At 40.1% G+C, this 22,323-nt stretch carries 17 protein-coding genes; all 17 read left to right on the top strand.

Features of this window, described 5'->3' with window-relative positions; translation table 11 throughout:
- Positions 1–195: 195 nt before the first annotated feature.
- The gene (locus tag RI844_RS07265; protein WP_348397779.1) at positions 196–5,085 is read left to right on the top strand and encodes an RHS repeat-associated core domain-containing protein; all 4,890 of its coding nucleotides are present in this window, start codon (positions 196–198) and stop codon (positions 5,083–5,085) included.
- 787 nt (positions 5,086–5,872) lie between these two features.
- On the top strand, positions 5,873–6,163 hold the full coding sequence (locus RI844_RS07260; RefSeq protein ID WP_348397778.1) for a GIY-YIG nuclease family protein: 291 nt from the start codon (positions 5,873–5,875) through the stop codon (positions 6,161–6,163).
- Positions 6,164–6,273: 110 nt separating this feature from the next.
- Complete coding sequence (locus tag RI844_RS07255) at positions 6,274–6,408, top strand: hypothetical protein (protein ID WP_348397777.1); 135 nt, start codon at positions 6,274–6,276, stop codon at positions 6,406–6,408.
- Between the two features lie 323 nt (positions 6,409–6,731).
- On the top strand, positions 6,732–6,986 hold the full coding sequence (locus RI844_RS07250; RefSeq protein WP_348397776.1) for a hypothetical protein: 255 nt from the start codon (positions 6,732–6,734) through the stop codon (positions 6,984–6,986).
- Between the two features lie 27 nt (positions 6,987–7,013).
- Complete coding sequence (locus RI844_RS07245) at positions 7,014–7,562, top strand: hypothetical protein (RefSeq protein ID WP_348397775.1); 549 nt, start codon at positions 7,014–7,016, stop codon at positions 7,560–7,562.
- 25 nt (positions 7,563–7,587) lie between these two features.
- Positions 7,588–8,217: a hypothetical protein gene (locus RI844_RS07240; RefSeq protein ID WP_348397774.1), complete on the top strand. Its 630-nt coding sequence runs from the start codon at positions 7,588–7,590 to the stop codon at positions 8,215–8,217.
- Positions 8,218–8,223: 6 nt separating this feature from the next.
- Positions 8,224–9,654, top strand: a complete 1,431-nt coding sequence (locus tag RI844_RS07235) for an O-antigen ligase family protein (protein WP_348397773.1) — start codon at positions 8,224–8,226, stop codon at positions 9,652–9,654.
- Positions 9,655–9,836: 182 nt separating this feature from the next.
- The gene (locus RI844_RS07230; RefSeq protein ID WP_348397772.1) at positions 9,837–11,090 is read left to right on the top strand and encodes an outer membrane beta-barrel protein; all 1,254 of its coding nucleotides are present in this window, start codon (positions 9,837–9,839) and stop codon (positions 11,088–11,090) included.
- 34 nt (positions 11,091–11,124) lie between these two features.
- Positions 11,125–11,730 carry a polysaccharide biosynthesis/export family protein gene (locus tag RI844_RS07225; protein WP_348397771.1) on the top strand — a complete coding sequence of 202 codons (606 nt, stop codon included), beginning with the start codon at positions 11,125–11,127 and terminating at the stop codon, positions 11,728–11,730.
- Positions 11,731–11,738: 8 nt separating this feature from the next.
- Complete coding sequence (locus tag RI844_RS07220) at positions 11,739–13,931, top strand: GumC family protein (RefSeq protein WP_348397770.1); 2,193 nt, start codon at positions 11,739–11,741, stop codon at positions 13,929–13,931.
- Between the two features lie 11 nt (positions 13,932–13,942).
- On the top strand, positions 13,943–14,596 hold the full coding sequence (locus RI844_RS07215) for a hypothetical protein (protein WP_348397769.1): 654 nt from the start codon (positions 13,943–13,945) through the stop codon (positions 14,594–14,596).
- A gap of 1,083 nt (positions 14,597–15,679) precedes the next feature.
- A complete protein-coding gene (locus RI844_RS07210) occupies positions 15,680–16,315 on the top strand; it encodes an acetyltransferase (protein WP_348397768.1) in 636 nt (211 codons plus the stop codon).
- Between the two features lie 537 nt (positions 16,316–16,852).
- On the top strand, positions 16,853–18,208 hold the full coding sequence (locus RI844_RS07205; protein WP_348397767.1) for a hypothetical protein: 1,356 nt from the start codon (positions 16,853–16,855) through the stop codon (positions 18,206–18,208).
- A gap of 12 nt (positions 18,209–18,220) precedes the next feature.
- The gene (locus RI844_RS07200; protein ID WP_348397766.1) at positions 18,221–19,234 is read left to right on the top strand and encodes a hypothetical protein; all 1,014 of its coding nucleotides are present in this window, start codon (positions 18,221–18,223) and stop codon (positions 19,232–19,234) included.
- 22 nt (positions 19,235–19,256) lie between these two features.
- Complete coding sequence (locus tag RI844_RS07195; protein ID WP_348397765.1) at positions 19,257–19,778, top strand: hypothetical protein; 522 nt, start codon at positions 19,257–19,259, stop codon at positions 19,776–19,778.
- Between the two features lie 17 nt (positions 19,779–19,795).
- Complete coding sequence (locus RI844_RS07190) at positions 19,796–19,975, top strand: hypothetical protein (protein ID WP_348397764.1); 180 nt, start codon at positions 19,796–19,798, stop codon at positions 19,973–19,975.
- A gap of 863 nt (positions 19,976–20,838) precedes the next feature.
- On the top strand, positions 20,839–22,323 hold the full coding sequence (locus RI844_RS07185) for a hypothetical protein (protein ID WP_348397763.1): 1,485 nt from the start codon (positions 20,839–20,841) through the stop codon (positions 22,321–22,323).

Here is a 22,323-nt window from a genome sequence, read left to right as displayed (position 1 = left end):
GTATTCGTATCTGGTTTTTCATGGATACCCAAACAAGTTGGGCATGACGTAGCCGGGCACGACGTAGCGGGTATGACGGTTTAGGAATGGGCTTAGTAATTCCTAAACCGTATTCGTCACTTAAATTAAATAATATTTTGCATTCCTGAATTTCTAAACTAGCCTTAATTATGATTTACCGCGCAAAGGAATTGCGTGAACAAAGCCAAAGCAATTGGCTATTTACATCATCAAGGTTTTACATCTCAAGGAGGAGATATGCGCCCAATATTTTATCGTTCTAGTTATTCAAATACCCGTCACCTATTTTTACCATTATTGCTGTTGTTCAGCATTTTATTTTCTATTGCTGCTAATGCAGTTCAACCTTTTCACAAGCCGTTAGGATCATTAAGTGGCTATGAGGATGAAGATCATGTGGCGACATCTGGCACTGAATGGACTAAACGCCCTAAGTATACAATTTCGGCAATAACCCCCGCACGGATCAATTCTCACGTTGCCAGAAAAGTAGAGATTCTTGATTATGGTACAGCCTCTGGTGATAAAATTACTTGGAAGTTTGTCAACCCTGATGGAGATGTAGTTAAAGATACAGATTCAAACTGGACCGGCACATGCTGGACACTAATATTTAATTCTGACTGTATGACACCGGGGTGGTGGATTAATTCAGCGTATTATGTTGGCAATAAAGTGGGTACCTGGACGATAGAAACGTATGATGTGTCTGCAGGCATTGAAACGTTAGTAACCGCTGAATCCTTCGAGGTAAAAGGCCGTGTTATGCAAATAACCAACGGCAGCAATTTAACTGTTTATGAAAACGACAACTCCATTGAACCACTCGCGTTAAAGCTTATTGATTATGACAACACCTCTGGTACACCTAACAAACTTGTAACTTTTGAAGTGATTTCTCGCCCAAAAGGAAAAGCCAGTGGTGGCCTTAATTATATTTTTAAGCAAGGCTCGTCCGGCTCAAAAATTGACTCGATAGAGGCAACAACAAATTTTGAAGGTATTGCTAAAGTCTTTTTTGAATCAGGAAATAAATATGGTACTTACACCATAAAAGCAACCAGTTATTGGGCGCCAGAAAATCCGGTAGAGTTTCAGGTAACGGTTAAAAAAGGCAAAGATCCCGACAAAGAAGAAGATTTAATCACAGAGTTAGTAGAGTCTGGCCGAAATAATGGCAAACCCGACCAATGTGATGCCATTGTTGGTAACCCCATTAATGTGATCACCGGCAATAAATACCAAGAAGAAGTTGATTTTCAAGGCGAAGGCTTTATGCCATTAGAGTTTGTACGCTATTACAACAGTTGGAGTAACCAGTCATCCGGTTTTGGCTCTAAATGGTCACATACCTATTCCCGTTTTATTGAAACAGGCACTGAAGAAATAAATGGTGAACAACTCACCGTAGCAAAATTACATCGCGATGATGGCAAAGTGATCAAGTTCTATAAAGACCGAAAAAGTTGGGTTGCTGTTTATGCCGATGTACGTTCTAAATTATCACTTAGTTCGAAAAAATGGCGTTTTGAAACGAAACAAAATACCGTTGAAGTATACGACCAGTCAGGAAAACTTGAATCAATCAGCCACGAAGATGGCAATGCTTACACGTTAGAATATAACTACAGTAATAAACTGCAATACGTTAATAATCCAAGCGGAAAACGCTTAACCTTTGAATACCATGATGATGGCAAAATCAGCAGAGTTTATGGCGGGTTTAACCGTAATTATCGCTATGAATCAAGGGGTAACGGTATGCTTACATCTGCAGCTCCATCCCTATATGTTAATAAAAGTCGCATTTATTACTACGAAGATGAAAATTTTTCTTCGTTACTAACAGGCCTGTCTGTTGCTAATGCTAATCGAGTATCCACCTGGCAATACAATGATAGGGGCCTAGCTATTAGTAGTTTTCATGGCGACAACCAAGATTTGGTCAATGTAGAATATCGAAATGATGGCAGCCGCACCGTCACTCATGGCAATGGCGACGTTACGCAATATCAAGCTATTGGCCAGTTAGGCTTAGGCTTATTATCCGATGTTGATGGCCCAACGTGTAACTCTGGTGCGAGCAGTAAAAAAGCATACCAATATGAGCCAAGCACCAATAACCTGTTATCAAAAACCATCGATGGGGTAACTACCGCTTACGGTGATTATGATGAAAACGGCAACCCTGGATACATCATTAAAGCAGTTGGCACGGCCAATGAGCAAAGAACTGATTTCACCTACGATTCATGGTTTGACTCTAAAATAAGCCATATCATTCAAAATTCGGTTTCAGGTGGGGAGCAAATCAGCCATTTCACCTATGACGAATTCGGACACCTTATACAGCAACGTCAGCAAGGGTATAAACCTGATGGTAGTCCAGTTGAACGAGTGATCAGCTATCAATTTTACGGTCCGTTAAAACAGTTAAGCGCCATCGATGGGCCGCGCACTGATGTAAACGATAGCTATCAATTTACTTATCATCCTTTAGCCGAAAATGACTACAACAGTGCAGGATTAAAAGACATTATTGGGCCCGATGGCACCTTAATTAAAGCGAATATTAGCTATGATTACAGTGGCAACGTAGAGTCTTATACCGCAAGTAATGGCTTAACTGTGAATAACACTTACCAACGTTTTGTGCCAGAGCTAGAGTCATATACAGAAACGGTAAATGACGTTAGCCGTACAACGTTCATCACCTATATTGCCAATAATTTAATTGCAACGATCACCACGGGTTATGGCAATGAAGATGCAACCACGCTTACTTTTACATACGATGTTGGCCAACGCTTAACCAAGGTAAGTAATGGTCTTGGTCAATACATTGAATTTGTATTAGATCAGCAAAGTAATGTGATTGCAGAAAACATTTATGATGAAAGCGGCATTTTGCAGCAACAAATCACCAGTGTGTACGACAAATACCAGCATATAAGTAAACAAACGTCGGCAAACCAAATGGTTGAATCAATTTATGCAACTGATGGCCGCTTACAGCAACAAACTGACGGAAATAACATAACAAGCAGTTTTTCATACGATGAGTTGAAACGATTAACTACGATCAGCAAAGACGTTAACGGCACCAATCAAGCAACGGCTAATAGCAACAATCATTTTACTTATGATGTTAATAACAGGCACACCGGTGTCACCGATGCTAACGGTAACACAACAAGCTACAGCTATGATGATTTGGGTAATTTACTCAGCGAAACTAGCCCTGATAAAGGCACATCAACCTTTAGTTATGATGACGCGGGTAATCGAATTTCGGTTACTGATGCGAAACTGCAAACATTTACCTATCAATTTGATGCGTATAATCGTTTGTTAAGTACTGACAGCTTCGGAAGTAGTAATGACATTACTTACTTTTATGATCTGTGCCTCAATGGTATTGGCAAACTTTGTAAAGTAACAAAAGGCAATACAGAATTGAGTTATACCTACACTGCTTTTGGTGACGTGGCCTCGCAAAACCAAACAATAGGCAACATTACAACTACCGTTAGCTATAGTTACGATCTACAAGGACGCTTGCAAGATATTACTTACCCAAGTGGCAGCATAGTGAGTTACAGCTACGACCTTGCCGGTAATATTCAAGCAATGCAGCATACTCATAATGGTACAGCACAAAGTATTATTAACGATGCCACCTATACATTTAGCGGCTTACTAACCCGTTTTAATTTTGCCAATGGATTAACTCTTAATAAATCGTATGATTTAGCCGGCAGAGCAATTAACGTTGTAAATGGTCCATTAGATCTGCAACAAAGCTTCGATGGCGCCGCAAACCTACTAAGCCAATCAGCAAGCCTATATAGTTACGATGCGTTAAACCGACTCGAATATGCCGATACAAACGTTAGCCAGCAAGCGTTTACTTATGACAAAAATAGCAATCGCTTAACTGTTACTGAAAATAGCATACAAACCCAGTATGGTATTGCCATTAACAGTAACCTAATAACCAGCATCAACGCATTAGTTATCAATACTGACGCCAATGGTAATACTCTTAATCGTGATGGCCAAACGTTACAATACACGCCATATAACCAACTAAGCCAAATAACCAACGTGGCTCAATATAGTTACAATGGCCTTGGTCAACGAGTACAAAAAACACTACTGGCAACTGGCTCTAAAACCTCATTTTTCTACGACTTAACTGGGCAACTACTTGTTGAGATGGACGAAAATGGCAACGTAACTAATGAACATATTTACTTAGCCACTATGCCTGTTGCTGTATTGAAACAGCAGGCCAATAACAGTGAACTGTTTTATGTGCATACAGACCATTTAAACACCCCTAGAGCTATAACAAATAGTGAAACATCAGAAGTATGGCATTGGCAATCAGATCCATTTGGTAATGGTATGGCAAATGAAGACGTAGACTCAAATGGCATAACCTTTGAATATAACAAACGTTTCACTGGCCAATACTATGACGCTGAAAGTGGACTACACTACAATTACTACCGTGATTACGATCCAAAAACCGGCCGCTACTTACAAAGCGACCCAATAGGCCTAAATGGTGGCATGAATACGTTTGGGTATGTTGGCGGTAATCCGTTGATGTATTATGACCCATATGGTCTATTAGAAATGGATGATATTTGGTCGACTATTTATGTTGGAACTGGTGGTTGGAGTCCCGATCAAAGCACGGTTGATTTTTATGCCGGTTTTGGTGATTCTATGTTGTTGAATACAACTAAACACATTAGAGAATGGCAGAACATTAAAAGTGTGAATGATTGTTCAACTTCGTATAAGTTTGGTAGTTATACAGGAGATGCTGTAGGAGCGTTCAATATTGGGAAAATGTCATTAGTTACATTGAAAAATATAAAGCGTGCTAAGAGTTGGAGAGCCAATAGTCGAACATCAAGAAGAACAAGAAATAGAAAAATTGAAGAAGCTAAGAATTACCGTGAAATTGGAAACAATATAATTATATCTGCGATTGGTGGGCATGCGGTTAACTCTTGGGTCGAATTTTACAAATTAATTAATGAGAATTAACTGGTGCGACATGTTAAAGAAAAATAATTTAAATAAACCAAGTTGGTTAACGATAATTTTCTCTACTTTTATGATTGTTTTTTTATTTGTTGATTTTAAGTTTGCTATTTTTGAACAAAAAATAATGAAATTAAGAACGTCGACTTATATATATTTTGAAAATGAAGCAAGTATGTTCTTAATAGTTTTAGTATTGAAAATATTTATACTCATATTTTTTAGCCATATTCTTTTAAAAGAAATAAAAAAGCTCATAAAACCTAGTTAACTGTATAGAAACTAAGGTCACTTGTTTACAGAAAAACAAGTGACCTTTAATATTTTTATGGATACCCAAACAAGTTGGGTATGACGGTAATAGACTTTGTCATTGCCTCGTAGGCGGTAATCCATGTTTTAGATTTATTTCCTAGATACCCAAACAAGTCGGGTATGACGGTAGTAGACTTCGTCATTACCGCGTAGGCGGTAATCCATGTTTTTGAATTATTTCCTGGATACCCGAACTAGTCGGGTATGACGGTAATAGACTTTGTCATTGCCGCGGACGACTCCATGGAAGGAGGAGGTAGAGCGAAGCAGGATGCCCGAGCCGAGGCGGTAATCCATGTTCTTTGGATACCCGAACGGGCCGGACATGACGAGACTGTTATGAATGTACTATTCACCGTCATTACCGCGGACGACTCCATGGAAGGAGGAGGTAGAGCGAAGCAGGATGCTCGAGCCGAGGCGGTAATCCATAGTCTAATAAAATATCTTTATAAATTTGAAAAGGATTTCAAAAATGAAACAACCCTGCGTGTATATAGTTACTAATCACAAAAATGGCACATTATATATTGGTGTAACCAGCAACTTGCCTCAGAGAATAGCCCAACATAAACAGAAGGTAGTTGATGGCTTTACTCAAAAATATGATTTAAATAAATTAGTCTATTTTGAACAACATTCATCTATGGAATGCGCTATCTACAAAGAGAAGAAAATGAAGAAATGGAACCGACAATGGAAGATTAATAAAATAATTGAGAATAATCCAGAGTGGTTGGATTTGTACTCAAATATAATTGATTAAATGGATACCCAAACGAGTTGGGCATGACGGTAATAGACTTTGTCATTGCCGCGGACAACTCCATGGAAGGAGGAGGTAGAGCGGCGCATGGATACCCGAACGAGCTGAGTATGACAATATCGATGGATACCCAATACCCGAATGAGCCGGGCATGACGGAGCCGAGTATGACTAAATACGACTCCGTCATTACCGCGCAGGCGGTAATCCATAAATCTTTGGATACCCGAACGAGCCGAGTATGACAATATCGATGGATACCCGAACGAGCCGGGCATGACGTAGCCGGGCATGACGTAGCAGGGCATGACGTAGCAGGGCATGACGTAGGCAGGTATGACGGTAAGGCTAAACCGCGAATACAAATCGTATGCATAGATTTCTATGCGGAGCATTCATTCTCGCCAACCAGCTTAGAAAACTTGGTTGGTCCGTATTCATTCGGATGTAATCCTCGAAGAGGGGGTAACAAAAAACTACAAAAAACTAAAAATACCAGTTAATATAACAACTAAGAGCGTACTCATTAAAGCTCAAAGAATAATTAAACATCAAGGGTAATGCTGTTATGGCTGAAAATAAAACTAGTCAAATTACTGCAGAAAAATCAAGCACTAATAAATCAGAGCTAAGCGCAGAGCACACTCGTCGAAACTTTTTAAAAAAATACGGTAAGCTTGCCGTTGTTACGCCAGTTGCCCTAACAACATTAATGAGTCCAAAAACGTCAGCAGCTCAAAGTTCTACGAGTCCCGCATGTCAAAAAAAGAATCCTCCTAAATGGTGTGCAAACTTTAATTCAGCAAAGAAAAATTCTTTTTAAATCAATAGATGCAAAGGGTGTTAAATTATGAAAATTAGAACAGCGGCCTTTATTGCTCCACTATGTTTTGCCTCGTCATTATTAGCGGTTACCTCTTTTAAAGATAACGAAAGCTTGATGAAAGATTATGCCCTTGAATCTAACATTGATGACAATGTTGCTCAAAATGAATTGGCTAATGAAGATTATCTCTACTCAGATATTTTACTTGATGAAACGCAAGAAGATAGACTCAAATTAAAAGAACAACAGCGTCAGATAGCAAAAGAAAAGCAATCAAAATTAACCAATCAGCTTAATAAAGAAGCGTGGTTGGCGCTTCAAAAGCAATTACAACAAGCTGGCGAGCCAGCTAAATCTGCTGAACATGTTGTAGTTGATGTGCAAAAAGCAGAAAAATTGTCTGTAGATGGAGACTCAAATGAAATTGAGTTAGCCAGCTTGACAAAATCACAACCAATATCAGAGCACCAACGAGTGTTAAATTTGGAGCCGCCAATTCCTCCAGGTACGCTCGGTGGTGGCAATGGTAACGGTGGCCCTGGAGCCGCGCAAATCACCGCTTCGGCAAATTAATTTAAAACAGGTTGTTTAATCGTTTATGAAGCGAATAGTAGCTGCGCTTATTATTTTATTATTAATGCTGAGTAGTGGTGCAGCAATTAATAAATTTAAGCAAAATAGCCCAACATTAATGGCCGATACTATCATGCCGTATACTAATAGTGTCGATGTTGCTGCAACTTCAACCACAGCTCCAAGCACAATTGTTAAAGACGCTAGCCATTATAATAAACCTCGAAGTAATAATACTTCACAGCGAAATCAGACAGGTGGTCATAATTTGAACAATGAACCCACCATTGAACAGCAAATAATTAAAGAGGCTGAAATTACGCCACTAAATAAAGTAAACAAAACCAACCGCGCAACAAGTTCAATGAATACGGTAATAGAGACGAACTCTGTTGTGCACGGGGGAGCTCAAACCCCACTAACTATCATCGCTAATGTTCAAAAAAATAAATTTAATACAGAACAAATGAAAAACAATGGTGTTGATGATATCCAGGTAAGTAACAACGTTCATAACCGTATTAATCCAGAGCAAGTCATTACCGTAACTTCTAAGACTTTAAACTTGCCCCCGCCAATACCGCCAGGCACTTTAGGTGGTGGTAATGGCAATGGTGGCCCTGGCGCCGGCCAACAAAGCGCATCTTCAAATTAAAATATCGTGCATAATCATTCTCGCAAGCAAATTAGCAATAATCTACTAAGTAACATCGCCTATGTAATGTTGTTATTGTTACTTGCATGGTTACCCATACCGCTTGGTTCAAATAGGCCTTGGGCTTGGTCAATGATGGAAGTGGCTATTTTTTCATTGTTTGGACTTACTCTGTTAAGTTATTCACTTAATTATGTGAAACAAACATTGGCGTTGTACTGGCCTATAGTGCTTGGTTTAGGTATTTTTGTGGTATTTCAAATCATCCAAATTGTGCCCCTGCCAAGCCAACTGGTTGCCTTAATAAGCTCTAATATTTACTTGCTAAAAAGCAGTTATGCTGTTGCTGACGCTGAGCAGTGGATGGCACTGGCGCTTGACCCTACACAAGCGGTGATCTCAACAATAAAAGGCATAAGTTACTACTTGCTACTGCTTGCAACGCTATTGTTAATTAACAATTTTAACCGATTAAAATGGTTGCTTATTTGTTTAATTGCCATCGGTACCTGGCAAGCATTTTATGGCAGCTTAATGGCCCTAAGTGGTGTTGAAAAAAGCTTCTTTTGGCAATTCAACAATAATAACGCCGCAAATGGCAGTTTTGTCTATAAAAATCATTTTGCCAATTTTTTAATGCTGTCACTATCTATTGGCATGGGATATTTAGTGGCCATGTTAAATAAGGGCAAAACTCGACTTAATCGTGCTCACCTTACTAACGTACTGGCGATGTTTACTTCAGGCAAGGTCACGTTACGGATAGCCTTGGCAATTATGGTCATCGCGCTGGTGTTGTCTCGCTCTCGCATGGGCAATACGGCATTTTTCGTTGCACTATCAATAAGTGGTTTAATGGCGTTGTGGCTAATGCGAGACAAGAGCAAAAGCTTATTAATGTTACTGATCAGTATATTTTTTATTGATGTTGTGATCTTAGGCTCATACTTTGGCATCGATAAAGTTAAAGAGCGTATTGAAGATACCCGCATTGAAACTGAAATACGGGGAGATGTGAACGAATACAGTGTAGAGCTAATAAAATTGTTTCCTGAAACGGGGACCGGCGGCGGTAGCTATTACAGTACCTTTGAAATGGTGAAAGGCGACGATGTTAAATCATTTTTTGACCACGCGCACAATGACTATATGCAATTTACCATTGAATACGGCATTCCGGCAACGATGTGGTTGGCACTGTTGATCATTGTTACCCTGTTGCATGCGTTTAGAGCAATGAAACATAGAAACAGTAAAATGTTACAAGGTGTTGGTTTTGCCACCGCAATGGCAATTATTGGTATGCTCATTCACATGACGGTTGATTTTAATTTGCAAGCACCGGCTAATGCGGCCATTTTTCATATTATTTTAGCCTTAGCATGGATAGCTCATTCGGGTTTAAAATCTAAAAAATACATCGAAGAGCTCGCTTAATACCTTATTTTTTAAACACTTGTACAACAATGAAAGCAAAAAAATAATCATAAAAACATTGAGTTTTTGTGATATTATCCTTTGTTATATATAGGATTTAAAAATAATAACAATTTAATAGAAACACGATGAAATGAGTTTCTTTTAAAAAATAATAATAAATTTTAGGGTTTAGGGCGTTAATGCTTTTCTGTAGTAGATCTGTTGCTGTTTCGATCTTTGCATGCCAGATAATCTGTTTATCTTTGGTACCTAAACCTGTATCCGCATTTTTTCAAGATGGCCTTACATTTTCCGGCTTTAAAGTAAATTCGCAAGTCAAACTCAGCGAAAGCTATACCGATAATTTACTGCAAGATGGTGAAAACCAAGTTAATACCTTCAAAACATTGATAAACCCGAATGTTTCTCTAAGCAAAACATACGGCCTTAATAGTGTCGACTTGGGTTATGGCTTCGCCCACAGTAATTACTCGGCGAAAGGTCGTGACAAAATTACTGACCACATGTTTCACCTAAACTCAACACTTGATTTTAATACACAGCATCGATTAAAACTCTCATCTGCATACGACATCATGCATGAAGAACGCGGCAAAGATTACTCTATTGGTTATGGCGAGTTATTAAAAAAACCAACAGAAAATAAAACATTATCACTAAAGAGTGTCTATACCTTTGGCTCCCCAAGCGCACAAGCCAATATCGATCTCACCGTTGGCTATTATGAAATTCTCTGGGAAAAGTTGAGTTTTAATGACTTAAACACTGAGCTACCCGCTGCGAATTCAATTATTGATCTAAGCGCCGATCGAGAGCATGAGATCACCTCAATAGGCAGCGTATTTCGCTATAAAACCGGTGCCTACACTGAAGTTAACGCTTCTATTGACTTTAACATTGTAAACTATCATCACCCAACCGGGCTAATTGATGATCGTGATAGTGATGAACGTTCTGCCTTTATCGGCTTTAAGTGGCAGGGCTCGGCGCTAACCACCGGCTTTATTAATTTAGGCTATTCAAGCAAAGTATTTGATAACCGTGCACGAAGTGATGAACGTGGGGGGCGTTGGCAGCTAGGGGTAATATGGAAACCGCTGACCTATTCAAATTTTGATTTTAGCTCTGCGCAAAGCGTGTCAGAAGCAAAAGGCCAAGGCAGTTATATCAAAAATACTAACTATAACGCGAGTTGGCATCACCAATGGTTAAACCGATTAAGCACTAAGTTATCTACAAGTATTATGACCGATGAATACGGTGATTCTAATAGGGAAGATGACGTAGAAATTTATAGTGCCTCTTTGCTCTATAAAATGAGCAACAACCTTGCTTTTACCGCATCAATAGAGCACCAGACACGAAGCAGCAATATAGAAAGTGTTGAGTTTAGTGAAAATAATATATCCGTTACAATGACGTTCGCGTTATAGTAGTACGTAACACTAATAAAGGCCTCAGCTGAATATGTATTTTTTTACAGCTTTTACTCGCAACAATACTAACCGATTTAATTTAGCAACCAGTAAATATTTGCTGCATGGCTTAATGTTATTGTTGAGCTTATTGCTAAGCATACCCACAGCATTAGCCAATAGTGATACTAAAGAGCAACGTTTGTATCGTTTAGACACTGGCGATGTAATTAATATCAGTGTCTTTGGTGAACAAGAGTTATCGAAACAAATATTAATTAATAACCGCGGTAGTATTAATTACCCCTTTCTTGGCGAGTTAAGCGTTCGTGGCTTAACCCTGCAGCAAATTGAAGAAAAAATAACTCAAGGCTTAAAACCCGATTATTTAGTAAACCCCAATGTGTCGGTGGCCATGGTTAGTTATCGTCCGTTTTTTATTGAAGGCCAGGTTAAAAACTCTGGTGCTTATGCCTATCAACCAGGGTTAACTGTTGCTAAAGCGGTGGTGCTTGCTGGCGGGTTTACCGAAAGGGCTTCTAAAGATAAGTTATTTGTGGTCAAAGCCAACGATGCAACGCATGAAGAAATTCGGGTGACCATAAATACACTGGTCGAGCCCGGCGATATTATTACTGTTAAACAAAGTTTTTTCTAAAATTAGTTATGAATCAATCGAACCAATACCAAGCAAACATTATACCGCAAGAACATGACGATTCGTTTGATGACATCGACTTTAAGCGTTTAATAAATGTAGTGTTAAAATTTCGCTGGCAAATTATTGCACTGACCATTGTTGTTGGCTTGTTTGCCACAATCTACGCCTACTCGTTAACGCCTATTTATCGCGCTGCGGCAACATTACACCTTGATTCAAACAATTCCGACGTTGACACCTTAAGTGATGTCTATCGAGACAGTAATGCCGGTGAAGAATACTATTATACGCAACTTGAAATCATTCGTTCGAAAGCGGTTGCCGAGCTTGTCGTTAAAAACTTAACCCTTGATAAAAATCGGTTGTTTAGTGTTGATAAACAACAATGGTTAACCCAAAATCCAAATTTTATCGGTTTAAGTGATACTGACTTAGAAGCACGCTTTGCCCAAATCCAATACCAGAGAGCGCTTGGTTATGTGCGTGGCGGGCTTGATGCCTCGCCAATCAAACAGACGCAACTGGTTAGTGTTAGTTTTACGTCGGCTCACCCCGAGATGACCGCATTAATTTCGAATGCCGTCGGGCAAGCGTACATCGATAATCACATGCAGGTGAGCATAGAGCGCATTGAAAAATCGGCAACTTGGTTGAATGCATCGATGTCTGGTTTAAAAACGAAATTAGATGTGTCTGAAGATAGGCTGCAGGCCTTTCAAGAGAAAGAGTCGTTACTTGATATTGGTGGTATAAAAGGCCTAGCCGCTAACGAAGTTGAAAACTTATCCGAACAAGTGCTTGCCGCCAAGCAGTCGCTCAAGCGCACCGAAGTTATTCATACGTTATTTCAGCAATACAGCAGTATTGACGATATTGCTAATTTACCGGAAGTGTTAAATCATCCCAGCATTAAAGTGGCTAATCAACAACAGCGCCAAGTAGAAGAAAACATAGCTGAGCTTGCCTTAACGTATGGTAAAAAGCACCCGAAAATGATCTCGGCGGTTGCCGATTTAGCGCGTGAGCAAGACAACGTCAATAAAAATATCAACCGCTTAAAAATTACCATTGGCAACGATTATCAAAAAGCAAAAACCGCGTTAGTGCAGCAAGAGCATGATTTAGCCGAAGCCAAGAATAAATACCAAAAATTAACCCGCAAAGAAAACCAACGGCGCGAATTAACCCAAGACGTAGAAACCAATAAAGAACTCTACAATTCATTTTTTTCACGGTTAAAAGAAACCTCAGAATTGCAAGGTTTTGAAGCGACTGTCGGGCGGATGATTGAACAAGCTGAAATACCTTATGGGCCAATTAAACCGAATAAAAAATTAATCATTACCATTGCCATGTTGACCGCAACAGCGTTAAGCATTGGCGTAATATTATTAATGGAAGCATTAAATAGTACCATTCGCAATGTGACAGACATTGAAACGCGCCTTGGCACTAATTTATTGGGTATTGTGCCGTTAATAAAACAAAACGCTAAGAAGTCACCAGCTGATACCCCAGTTGATCATTATTATTTTTTTAACGCCGACGATCATGCCTTTTCAGAGTCAATTAGAACATTAAGAACCAGCGTGCAGTTATTGAGTTTTGACAAAAAAGTTAAAGTCATTGCCATCACCTCGACTATACCCAATGAGGGTAAAACCATGGTGACCTCAAACTTGGCCTTTGCCGTAGGCCAACTTGAAAAAACCATCTTAATCGACACTGATTTACGTAAGCCTAAAATTGGCAAAAGTTTCAACATCCAATCGCCGGGTTTATCTGATTTTATCGCCGGTAATAATTTACTGGAAGAATGTATCCATCATGACAAAAAATCGAACCTTGATGTGATCACCGCGGGCACCATCCCGCCAAATCCGCAAGAGTTACTCGCGTCTAATCAATTTAAACAACTGTTGAAAGAGCTGAGCAATAAATACGATAAAGTCATTATCGATACTCCGCCAATTTTAGCGGTAAGCGATGCAATGATAGTAGCCAGGCAGGCAGATAATTTGATCTATGTGGTGCATGCTGACTCAACCAAAGAAAGTCAGATAAAAACCAGTTTTAAACGACTTCAACAAGCCAAATTAAGCATTAGTGGTGTTGTACTGAATAAAGTAGACCTGGATAAAGCCACTGAATATGATGACTTTCAAGGCTACTATGACCGCTATGGCTACAACTCGTAGCCAAGCAAGCCATGGACAAACTAATAAAAACCATTTTAATTGCCAGCCTTATCTTTGCCGCGTACATTGCCGGCAAATATGGGCTTGCCAATGTTGCCTTTAAAGACGTTGAAAAACAAATCGCTTTTTGGCAAAAGTTACCTGAAAACTCAGAATTATTAACCCTAACACCTCTGCAAGGCGATGTTAAAATGCATCGCCCTGATGAGCAAACCGATCGTTCTGAACTTACCTCAGGCTCTAATCATTCTTTGCTGCAAAGTTATCAAACCGCAAGACAAAACATAGATAAAGCAATTGCGTTACATACACTGCCGCAATACCTTGAAGGCAAAGCACAGTTATTAGAGTGGGGCGTGCGCTTAGGTATTGAAGCAAATAAAGTAAAGACATTGCAAAAAGCCAACGAATTGTACTTACACTCAGTACAATTAAGACCTACCTGGCCAACAACATGGGCGGCACTGGCGTTGAATAAATGGCACTTGCAAGAATTTGATCAAGCAATGCTCACCTACCTGTTAAATGCCCATAAATTTGGTAAAAATAAACCCGAAGTGAAGCAATTATGGCGGCAACTTGGCAGCTTTTTAGCCGAAAGCCCAGACGCTCAGCACCGGCAATTAATTAAACCTTACCTGCATTTATTTAACACCAACGAATAGTTTAACCAAGACCAAGACCAAGAACCGGTTGGTTGGAATTAATTCGAACGTAATTCCTAATCCGGTTGATCCTAATCCAGACACCGTCATTACCGCAACCTCACTCCGTCATTGCCGCGACTTTACACCGTCATTACCGCGAAGGCGGTAATCCATTCGCCACCTCACCGTCATTGCCGCGTAGGCGGTAATCCATTCGCCACCTCACCGTCATTACCGTGGAGGCGGTAATCCATACGCCACCTCACCGTCATTGCCGCGAAGGCGGTAATCCATACGCCACCTCACCGTCATTACCGCGAAGGCGGTAATCCACGCTCTTTGGATACCCAAACGAGTTGGGTATGACGGCAATAGACTTCGTCATTGCCGCGAAGGCGGTAATCCATACGCCACCTCGGCGTCATTACCGTGGAGGCGGTAATCCACGCTCTTTGGATACCCAAACGAGTTGGGTATGACGGTAATAGACTTCGTCATTGCCGCGAAGGCGGTAATCCACGCTCTTTGGATACCCGAACGAGCCGGGTATGACGGTAATAGACTTCGTCATTGCCGCGTAGGCGGTAATCCATACGCCACCTCACCGTCATTGCCGCGTAGGCGGTAATCCATTCGCCACCTCAGCGTCATTACCGCGAAGGCGGTAATCCACGCTCTTTGGATACCCGAACGAGCCGGGTATGACGATATCGATGGATACCCAAACAAGTTGGGTATGACGGAAATAGATTTCGTCATTGCCGCGAAGGCGGTAATCCACGCTCTTTGGATACCCGAACGAGCCGGGTATGACTAAATACGAATTCGTCATTACCGCGAAGTGACCAAGCTACGTATTCGCTACTTACATATAATCTTTAATACTAAAAAACCTTAACAACAGCGCACATTAGCGCTTGTGTGAATTTATTTCATAGGGCAAGATAAACTCAGCAACGAATCACGAAGCAGCTACCGAAGTGATAGCGTATTTGCATTGAAAATAGTTAATACAGCTCCTGAAACAAGTTCAGGAAGTAGAAGAATATATTAAATTACCATTTCCTGAACTTGTTTCAGGATCTAACCACAGGACCCAACATGCCTTTACAACCAAAAACACTCGCCATATTAGGCATTGAAGATCACGGTAAAGTAGCCGCAGAAATTGCTCAACAAAACGGCTATGAAGTGTATTTTTTTGATGATAAATTTCCAAGCATTACCAAAAATGGCCATTGGGATGTGGTTGGTAATGAACAAGACTTAATAGACCATGGCCAAAGCTACGATGAAATTTTTATCGCCCTAAGCCATAACAAGTTAAGAAAAGTAAAACTTACCCAGTTTAAAAACCTAAACTTTACTATCGCCACGCTTATTTCAAAAGATGCAATCGTCAGCGATTTTACTGAAATTGGCCTAGGCGCAATGATAGTGGCTAATGCCTGTATTAACTACGGCACAGCAATTGGTGAAGGTACAATTATAAACACTGGCTCTAACATTGATCACGGCTGTACTATTGGCTCGTACGTTCATATTTCTCCTGGCGTGAATATGGCCGCAGAAATAAGTGTTGGTGAATACAGCTGGATTGGTATTGGTTCAAACCTTATTCATCAAATTAACATTGGCCACACAGTGATTGCTGGCGCCGGCGCGGTAATCCTTAACGATGTGCCTGCAGAAGTTACCGTAGTAGGGTGTCCTGCACATATTGTGCGCAGAAGATAATTACCACTGCACTTTATCTCTTCGAATAGGCGGTTTTAACCGCCTATATTTTTATCTGCAGGTTCTTGGTGTTTAAATTTAAATACTGTCCGATTTCATCTCCATATAACTAAAACCTTAATACAATTTCTGTATGTCACCTTTTCAATTTATAAACAAACCAACCATTAAGCTCACCAGAGGCAATATTTAATTGATCACTCATGTTCTTGATTACGGTGTCACCCCCGTCTATCATTTAGTTTGAAAGTGCTGTAGTGTCACTGATTATGGGGTTTTCGTGTGCTTTATAGCTTTATCAAGAGTGCTTATTTTCTGCTAGATGTAATTATTTTAATAATAATTATTGACAACGTAATCAACGGTGTTACTGTTTGGTTACATTTATTTACTTTGTGCGAGTAAAAGCACTAAGCAACCATTTAAAAAAGATGCTGGATAGTTCAAAGACGAACGAAATTTTATATGGAAATTATCATCGATAATTAAAATAATAATAGAGAAATATCTATGAAAATGAATAATTTTTTTAGGAATATGTTAATTAAAATACCTACTTTAATGTGTAGTGTGTTTTTATTAATGTTAACACCGGTTAATTTTGCTCACGCTGTTACTGAAACTATAACTGCCTCTAAGTCCGTTTGGGTAAGGGATGGTAATACTTCCTTGTTTGATAATGTAGCAATTCAGTGGAGTGGCACTAACGCAGGTTTTCTGCAATTTGATTTGTCTACCATACCTAGTGATGCAATTATTGTTGACGCTACATTAAAGCTCACCACTGAAGCTTTGTTTTCGAGCAAGGTGCTAGGGGTTAAACAGGTTCCTAGTTATGATGCGCTACAATGGGCTGCACTTGAGTGGGCTTCATCTGTATCATTTGACGGTAACCAAGATGATGCAACGCAAAGTTATGTTAAAGATGTACTTGATCCTATTTTATTAGATGTTAAAACACTCATTAAAAATGGAGTAGATACTTTTAGAATTGCTCGAGCGGTAGGTGAGCTTGGTGGTGGCAAGATCTCAGGCGTGGGCCATGCGACTCCTGAAAATCGACCAACTTTAATTATTAACTATGTTTTACCTGAAGTTACCGTTACTCCCAGTCATTTAAGCATGTCAACGCATTCGGATGCCGCAGCAAATAATAAAATAGTAACTATTACTAACAATACCAGTGATGAAATTAATACCATTGCTATTGATGATGGTGGCTTTACGGTTATATCTAATTGTGCAGATACTTTGGCTGCAAACTCTTCTTGTACTGTAGATATATCATCTGATTCAGTTGGCTTAAATTACGGTGTAGTTAAGGTAACTTATGCAGACATTGCTGCCGTTGCACACGACTTACCTATTTTTATACAAACCCAAGAAACAACATCAGAATATGTAGAAAGAAGTATTCCACCTAATATTAGATCGTTTAGAGTGTATCAAGCGGCTAACAGACAAACCCTGCCTATGGACAGTGTTACCGTATCTGGTTCAACAGCGTATAAATTACAATTCCAACTTGAAGGCTATGCTGACGAATATGAAATGGCCTACTTATTGTTTAAATGTAGCTCCCCATTAAATGACGATTGTGCCAATAAAATTAGTGACGCTATTGCTACTGAAGTTATTACGCCAACAAAGACTGAACTAGGGATTAGTGGGTTTATTAACTTTAATGGCATTAAATCTAATCGGTATACCTATTCAGGTCAATTTTTTACTATTCCAACCCTAACATCTTCAGACTCTTTAGTGGTGCGATTTTATACGCGAAAGCAGGTTGATAGTGCGGCAAGAAATCATTGGAGTTCAACATTTGTAATATCTGATAGCGCGGCGCCAACGCATGGTGCACTTGGCCGACGAATTGTCATTGCAAAATAATAGGGTATATTTATGAATTTATTAAAAAAATTAATCTGTGGCAGTGCATTGGTATTGGCTGGTGTAACGTCGTTTAGTACATTGGCGGCGCTTACTATTGACAAACAATCTTTAGTTTTTGGTTACACAGAATTAAACACTGAATCTGAAGAGCAAATGCTTACCATTACTTCACTTGCTGCAGAAACGTTAACGTTAACGGTTACTCATTATAACCCTGCTGGACTTGTGGGAGGCTTTGAAGTTGTACCAGAAGATGATGTTCTAAATCCGGCTTTTTGCGATAATTTAGATGTGGGTACTAACGCAACTTTAACTGCAGATACGTGTATTTTAAAAATTAGGCATAAACCAAGTCAAGATGGTTCGCAATCAGCACTTTACACGGTTACTGACGGAACAGACTCGGTAGCCTTTTTTGTTTCTAACTACAAAGTCGACAGTGCCAATGATAAAGCGAAAACAAATCTTGCACCTACCGTTGAAGGGGCACGTATTTTCAATGGCCTTACTGAAGTAACCGCAGGACCTTTGGATACCGGAGTAGAATATACCTTAAAAGTTAATCTGGTTGGTTATGAAAAGTTCAGATTACTACCAAATATTTATAATTGTATTTTTGATGACGGCGAAACCATTGCTGAAGCGACAGATTGTGCAAAAAACACTAATACGCCTGATGCCGCATCAGGTACTGAAATAGGTGGGGTAGCCTGGAACCAAACTAATTTTGGCACAACGTTATCTGGCGCTGCTTTAGATAACTGGGTAAAGCTTAAATACCAAGGTGAATATGCAAGCCATCAAGAATTTAGTTTTACTTTTACCATTCCAGCCTACGATGATGCTGACGTGCATGATGTAGTCGTTCGATTTTATTCAAGATCACAGTCAAATTTAGACTTACGCAATTACAACTCTGTGACGGCAATGCTCGCTAGCGGTTTAGACTTGTTAGGGGCAGGCAGTGCCGGGTACTACGGCACTAATGGTCGACGATTGAAACTAACAGCTCAAAACCCATAACAATAATAAGTAAGGATTTATCATGAAAAAATATTTTATAATCGCAACTTGCTTGTTACTTAGCGCGTGTGGTGCAGATAAAGAGCAAGCTGCAAAAGAAATGGCAGAGCCTGTTTTATCAGTGCCGCCAGTAGCAAGCCCGCCTGAAACACAACAACCCGAAACACAACAACCCGAAACGCAACAGCCTGAAACGCAGCAGCCTGAAACGCAGCAGCCCGAGACCTTAACGGTAGAGCCTAATTTGGCGACACCTAAAAAATTAAACTTACGTATTAATAATACTGATATAAGTTTGATGTGGCCTGCTGTAAAAGGTGCCACCTCCTATAGAGTTTATTTTAATGAAGGTGAAGATGTAACAACCGATGCTGATTTTGTTGAAGTGAGCAGCGCAATATTTAGGCAAAGTAACCTAACAGAAGCGACACATAGTTTTCGTATTCAAGCGGTATTTGCCAACAATAAAGCTAGTGATTTATCAAGTTTAGCGACACTCCATTTACAAGCCGGTGAAGCTGGTTTGAGTGATAGTTATAATTAGATTTCTGAGGATTTAACATGAGTAATAAAGATAACAAAAACGAATTAACCAAGAAAGAAGTCTTAAACAATCGTCGAGAGTTTATTAGCAAGTACGGAAAGTTGGCTATCGCTACACCAATTGCAGTTACAGCATTAATGACACCAATGACATCAAGAGCGCAAGCATCACTTGAGGACTCAGGTGATATTATTTAATTCTCTCAATGGTTAATGTCAACCTATTCATCGAAAGCCATGGCTTCTGAACATGGCACTGATGACGGTTTTGAGCCTTCAATTTAAAACATTAATTTTATCGATAAATTCAGTTTTATGCTCTGAACCATTTTAACAGACCAACCAAAGCTAAAAGGCCTAATGATAACTCCCAATGTCATTAGGCCTTTTTTTCTCCTCTGACTTAATTCCTATTGGCGTAAATCTTGATTGGCGTGAATTTTAGTTGGCGTGAATTTTAGTTGGCGTGAATCTTGGTTGGCGTGAGTCTTGGTTGGCGTGAATTTATTCGCGCGTTATGGCGGAGCCACTTCCTTTAAAGTTACGTCCCCTTCGGGGATTACGTTCGAATGAATTCGGACCAACCGAGGTTAGCTTTGGCCGGGGATACGGTTGGCTCTGGCCGGCCCTGGTTGGCGTGAATTTTAAATCATGGATGATTTAACTTAGAATTGCCACGGAAGGTATAAATTCTGTATTCGCGCGTTATGGCGAAGCCACTTTCCCCTTCGGGAATTACGTTCGAATGAATTCGAACCAACCGAGGTTAGCTTTGGTCGGGGATACGGTTGGCTCTGGCCGGCCCTGGTTGGCGTGAAATTTAAATCATGGATGATTTAACTTAGAATTGCCACGGAAGGTATAAATTCTGTATTCGCGCGTTATGGCGCAGCCACTTTTTACGAAGTGAAGGTTCCTTCGGAATTACGTCCGATTGAAATCGGACCAACCTGGTAGGGGGACGTGAACCAACCCTTTTTTAGCGGATAAGTTAATAGACGTAAATTAACAAAATTGTTAACCTACATAAATCACTATAAATAAGCAGTAATATCTCTTCCATGCAGTTTGAAAAAATTCAATTAAATGCCCCGCACTTAACCTTGTGGTTAAGTGAAAATAAAGGCTTGGTGTTTCATCAAGGGCAAAAAACGCTGTTACAAATAGAGCCTATATCTATTGCCTTATTAATAGCACTTGATGAAGGCTTAACAAATCAACAAGCTGTAATTGAATTGCAACAACACTCTAACTTAACCGAGCAACAGTTAACGCAAAGCTTAGAGCAAGTTAAACCATTATTTAAAAACACAGAAGGAGAGCGCAGCTACGCCGACGGCTTATACCCTGAATTGCAAAACCATATTAGCCAACAACCGCAACAGCATTCATTTTGCTTAACAGTTGCCAACGCAACCTTTGCCATCACCAGTGATGACGAAGGCTTATTAAACGAGATAAAAGCGTTACTCACCCCAATTGAAATTACTGCACCAGAAGAAGTGCACTTTGCTATTCATATAGAAATATACAAAGGTAACTACCTGCTTGTTTCAAACGATATCGTGGTAGAAGAAGGCCTAAGCCAACAACAAGTAATGCCAGTGTTTATTGACCGCCTACAAATTCTCGCCTACCAACACAGTGATTACTGTTTTGGCTTTCATGGCGCAGCATTAACAAACCGTCATTCCCAGGCCCAGCCTTGTCATTCCCGGCTTGTTCGGGAATCCACAAGCGAAGCGTCAGAAAATACAACAATCCTACTCCCTGGCGTATCAGGAGCGGGCAAGTCAACCCTAACCGCCGAACTATCAAGACAAGACTTCTCGGTATACTCAGATGAAATTATCGCCTTAAACAACGACTTTAATTTAACAACTCTCGCGCTACCCATGGCAATAAAGTCAGGCAGCTGGCAACACATTGCCAAACTGTACCCTGAAATAAAAAGCCAACCAGAATGGCACCGGGTAGATGGCCGTATATTAAAATACATTTGGCCCGAGCATATAGCGGAAAAAACAGAAATGGATTACCGCCTTCGCGGCAATGACGAAGATGAAGGATGCGGCAATGACGAAGAAGATAACCGTCATTCCCTGGCCACAAACAGTCATTCCCAGGTCACAAACTGTCATTCCCAGGCCCCAAGCCGTCATTCCCGACTCGTTCGGGAATCCACAAGCGAAGCGCAAGAACCGAAGAGTATGGATCCTCGCATGCGCGAGGATGACGCTAAGGACACTCGTCATTCCGGCGACGTCATGCCCAACTCGTTTGGGCATCGGGAATCCACAGAAACAACAAACAAAACTTTTTTAATCAGTCCAAAGTTTAATAAAGACGCAACGCCCAAAGCCACCAAACTAACCATAATAGACACACTAAAACTTGTCACCGAAGGCGGTTATCAATTAGGCGTAGAACTAACTGAAGATAGGGTAGAACAACTCATTGATTTTTGTGAACACATACAAGCCTATCAAATCACTTACGCAAGTAGCGAACAAGCGCAACATTTAATTAATAACTTAGTTAGGTAG

Origin of the sequence: Thalassotalea fonticola (assembly GCF_032911225.1) — a bacterium.
GTDB classification, from domain to species: Bacteria; Pseudomonadota; Gammaproteobacteria; order Enterobacterales; family Alteromonadaceae; genus Thalassotalea_A; species Thalassotalea_A fonticola.
Note: the sequence above shows the minus strand (reverse complement) of the source record. Positions and strands in the feature narration are given on the sequence as shown.

What these genes read in the sequence shown, in the direction of transcription:
- RI844_RS07240 (WP_348397774.1), top strand. Translation starts at nt 7,588, where the DNA reads ATGAAGCGAATAGTAGCTGCGCTTATTATTTTATTATTAATGCTGAGT.
- RI844_RS07215 (WP_348397769.1), top strand. Translation starts at nt 13,943, where the DNA reads ATGGACAAACTAATAAAAACCATTTTAATTGCCAGCCTTATCTTTGCC.
- RI844_RS07220 (WP_348397770.1), top strand. Translation starts at nt 11,739, where the DNA reads ATGAATCAATCGAACCAATACCAAGCAAACATTATACCGCAAGAACAT.
- RI844_RS07190 (WP_348397764.1), top strand. Translation starts at nt 19,796, where the DNA reads ATGAGTAATAAAGATAACAAAAACGAATTAACCAAGAAAGAAGTCTTA.
- RI844_RS07185 (WP_348397763.1), top strand. Translation starts at nt 20,839, where the DNA reads ATGCAGTTTGAAAAAATTCAATTAAATGCCCCGCACTTAACCTTGTGG.
- RI844_RS07195 (WP_348397765.1), top strand. Translation starts at nt 19,257, where the DNA reads ATGAAAAAATATTTTATAATCGCAACTTGCTTGTTACTTAGCGCGTGT.
- RI844_RS07200 (WP_348397766.1), top strand. Translation starts at nt 18,221, where the DNA reads ATGAATTTATTAAAAAAATTAATCTGTGGCAGTGCATTGGTATTGGCT.
- RI844_RS07210 (WP_348397768.1), top strand. Translation starts at nt 15,680, where the DNA reads ATGCCTTTACAACCAAAAACACTCGCCATATTAGGCATTGAAGATCAC.
- RI844_RS07205 (WP_348397767.1), top strand. Translation starts at nt 16,853, where the DNA reads ATGTTAATTAAAATACCTACTTTAATGTGTAGTGTGTTTTTATTAATG.
- RI844_RS07260 (WP_348397778.1), top strand. Translation starts at nt 5,873, where the DNA reads ATGAAACAACCCTGCGTGTATATAGTTACTAATCACAAAAATGGCACA.
- RI844_RS07225 (WP_348397771.1), top strand. Translation starts at nt 11,125, where the DNA reads ATGTATTTTTTTACAGCTTTTACTCGCAACAATACTAACCGATTTAAT.
- RI844_RS07255 (WP_348397777.1), top strand. Translation starts at nt 6,274, where the DNA reads ATGACAATATCGATGGATACCCAATACCCGAATGAGCCGGGCATGACG.
- RI844_RS07230 (WP_348397772.1), top strand. Translation starts at nt 9,837, where the DNA reads ATGCTTTTCTGTAGTAGATCTGTTGCTGTTTCGATCTTTGCATGCCAG.
- RI844_RS07250 (WP_348397776.1), top strand. Translation starts at nt 6,732, where the DNA reads ATGGCTGAAAATAAAACTAGTCAAATTACTGCAGAAAAATCAAGCACT.
- RI844_RS07245 (WP_348397775.1), top strand. Translation starts at nt 7,014, where the DNA reads ATGAAAATTAGAACAGCGGCCTTTATTGCTCCACTATGTTTTGCCTCG.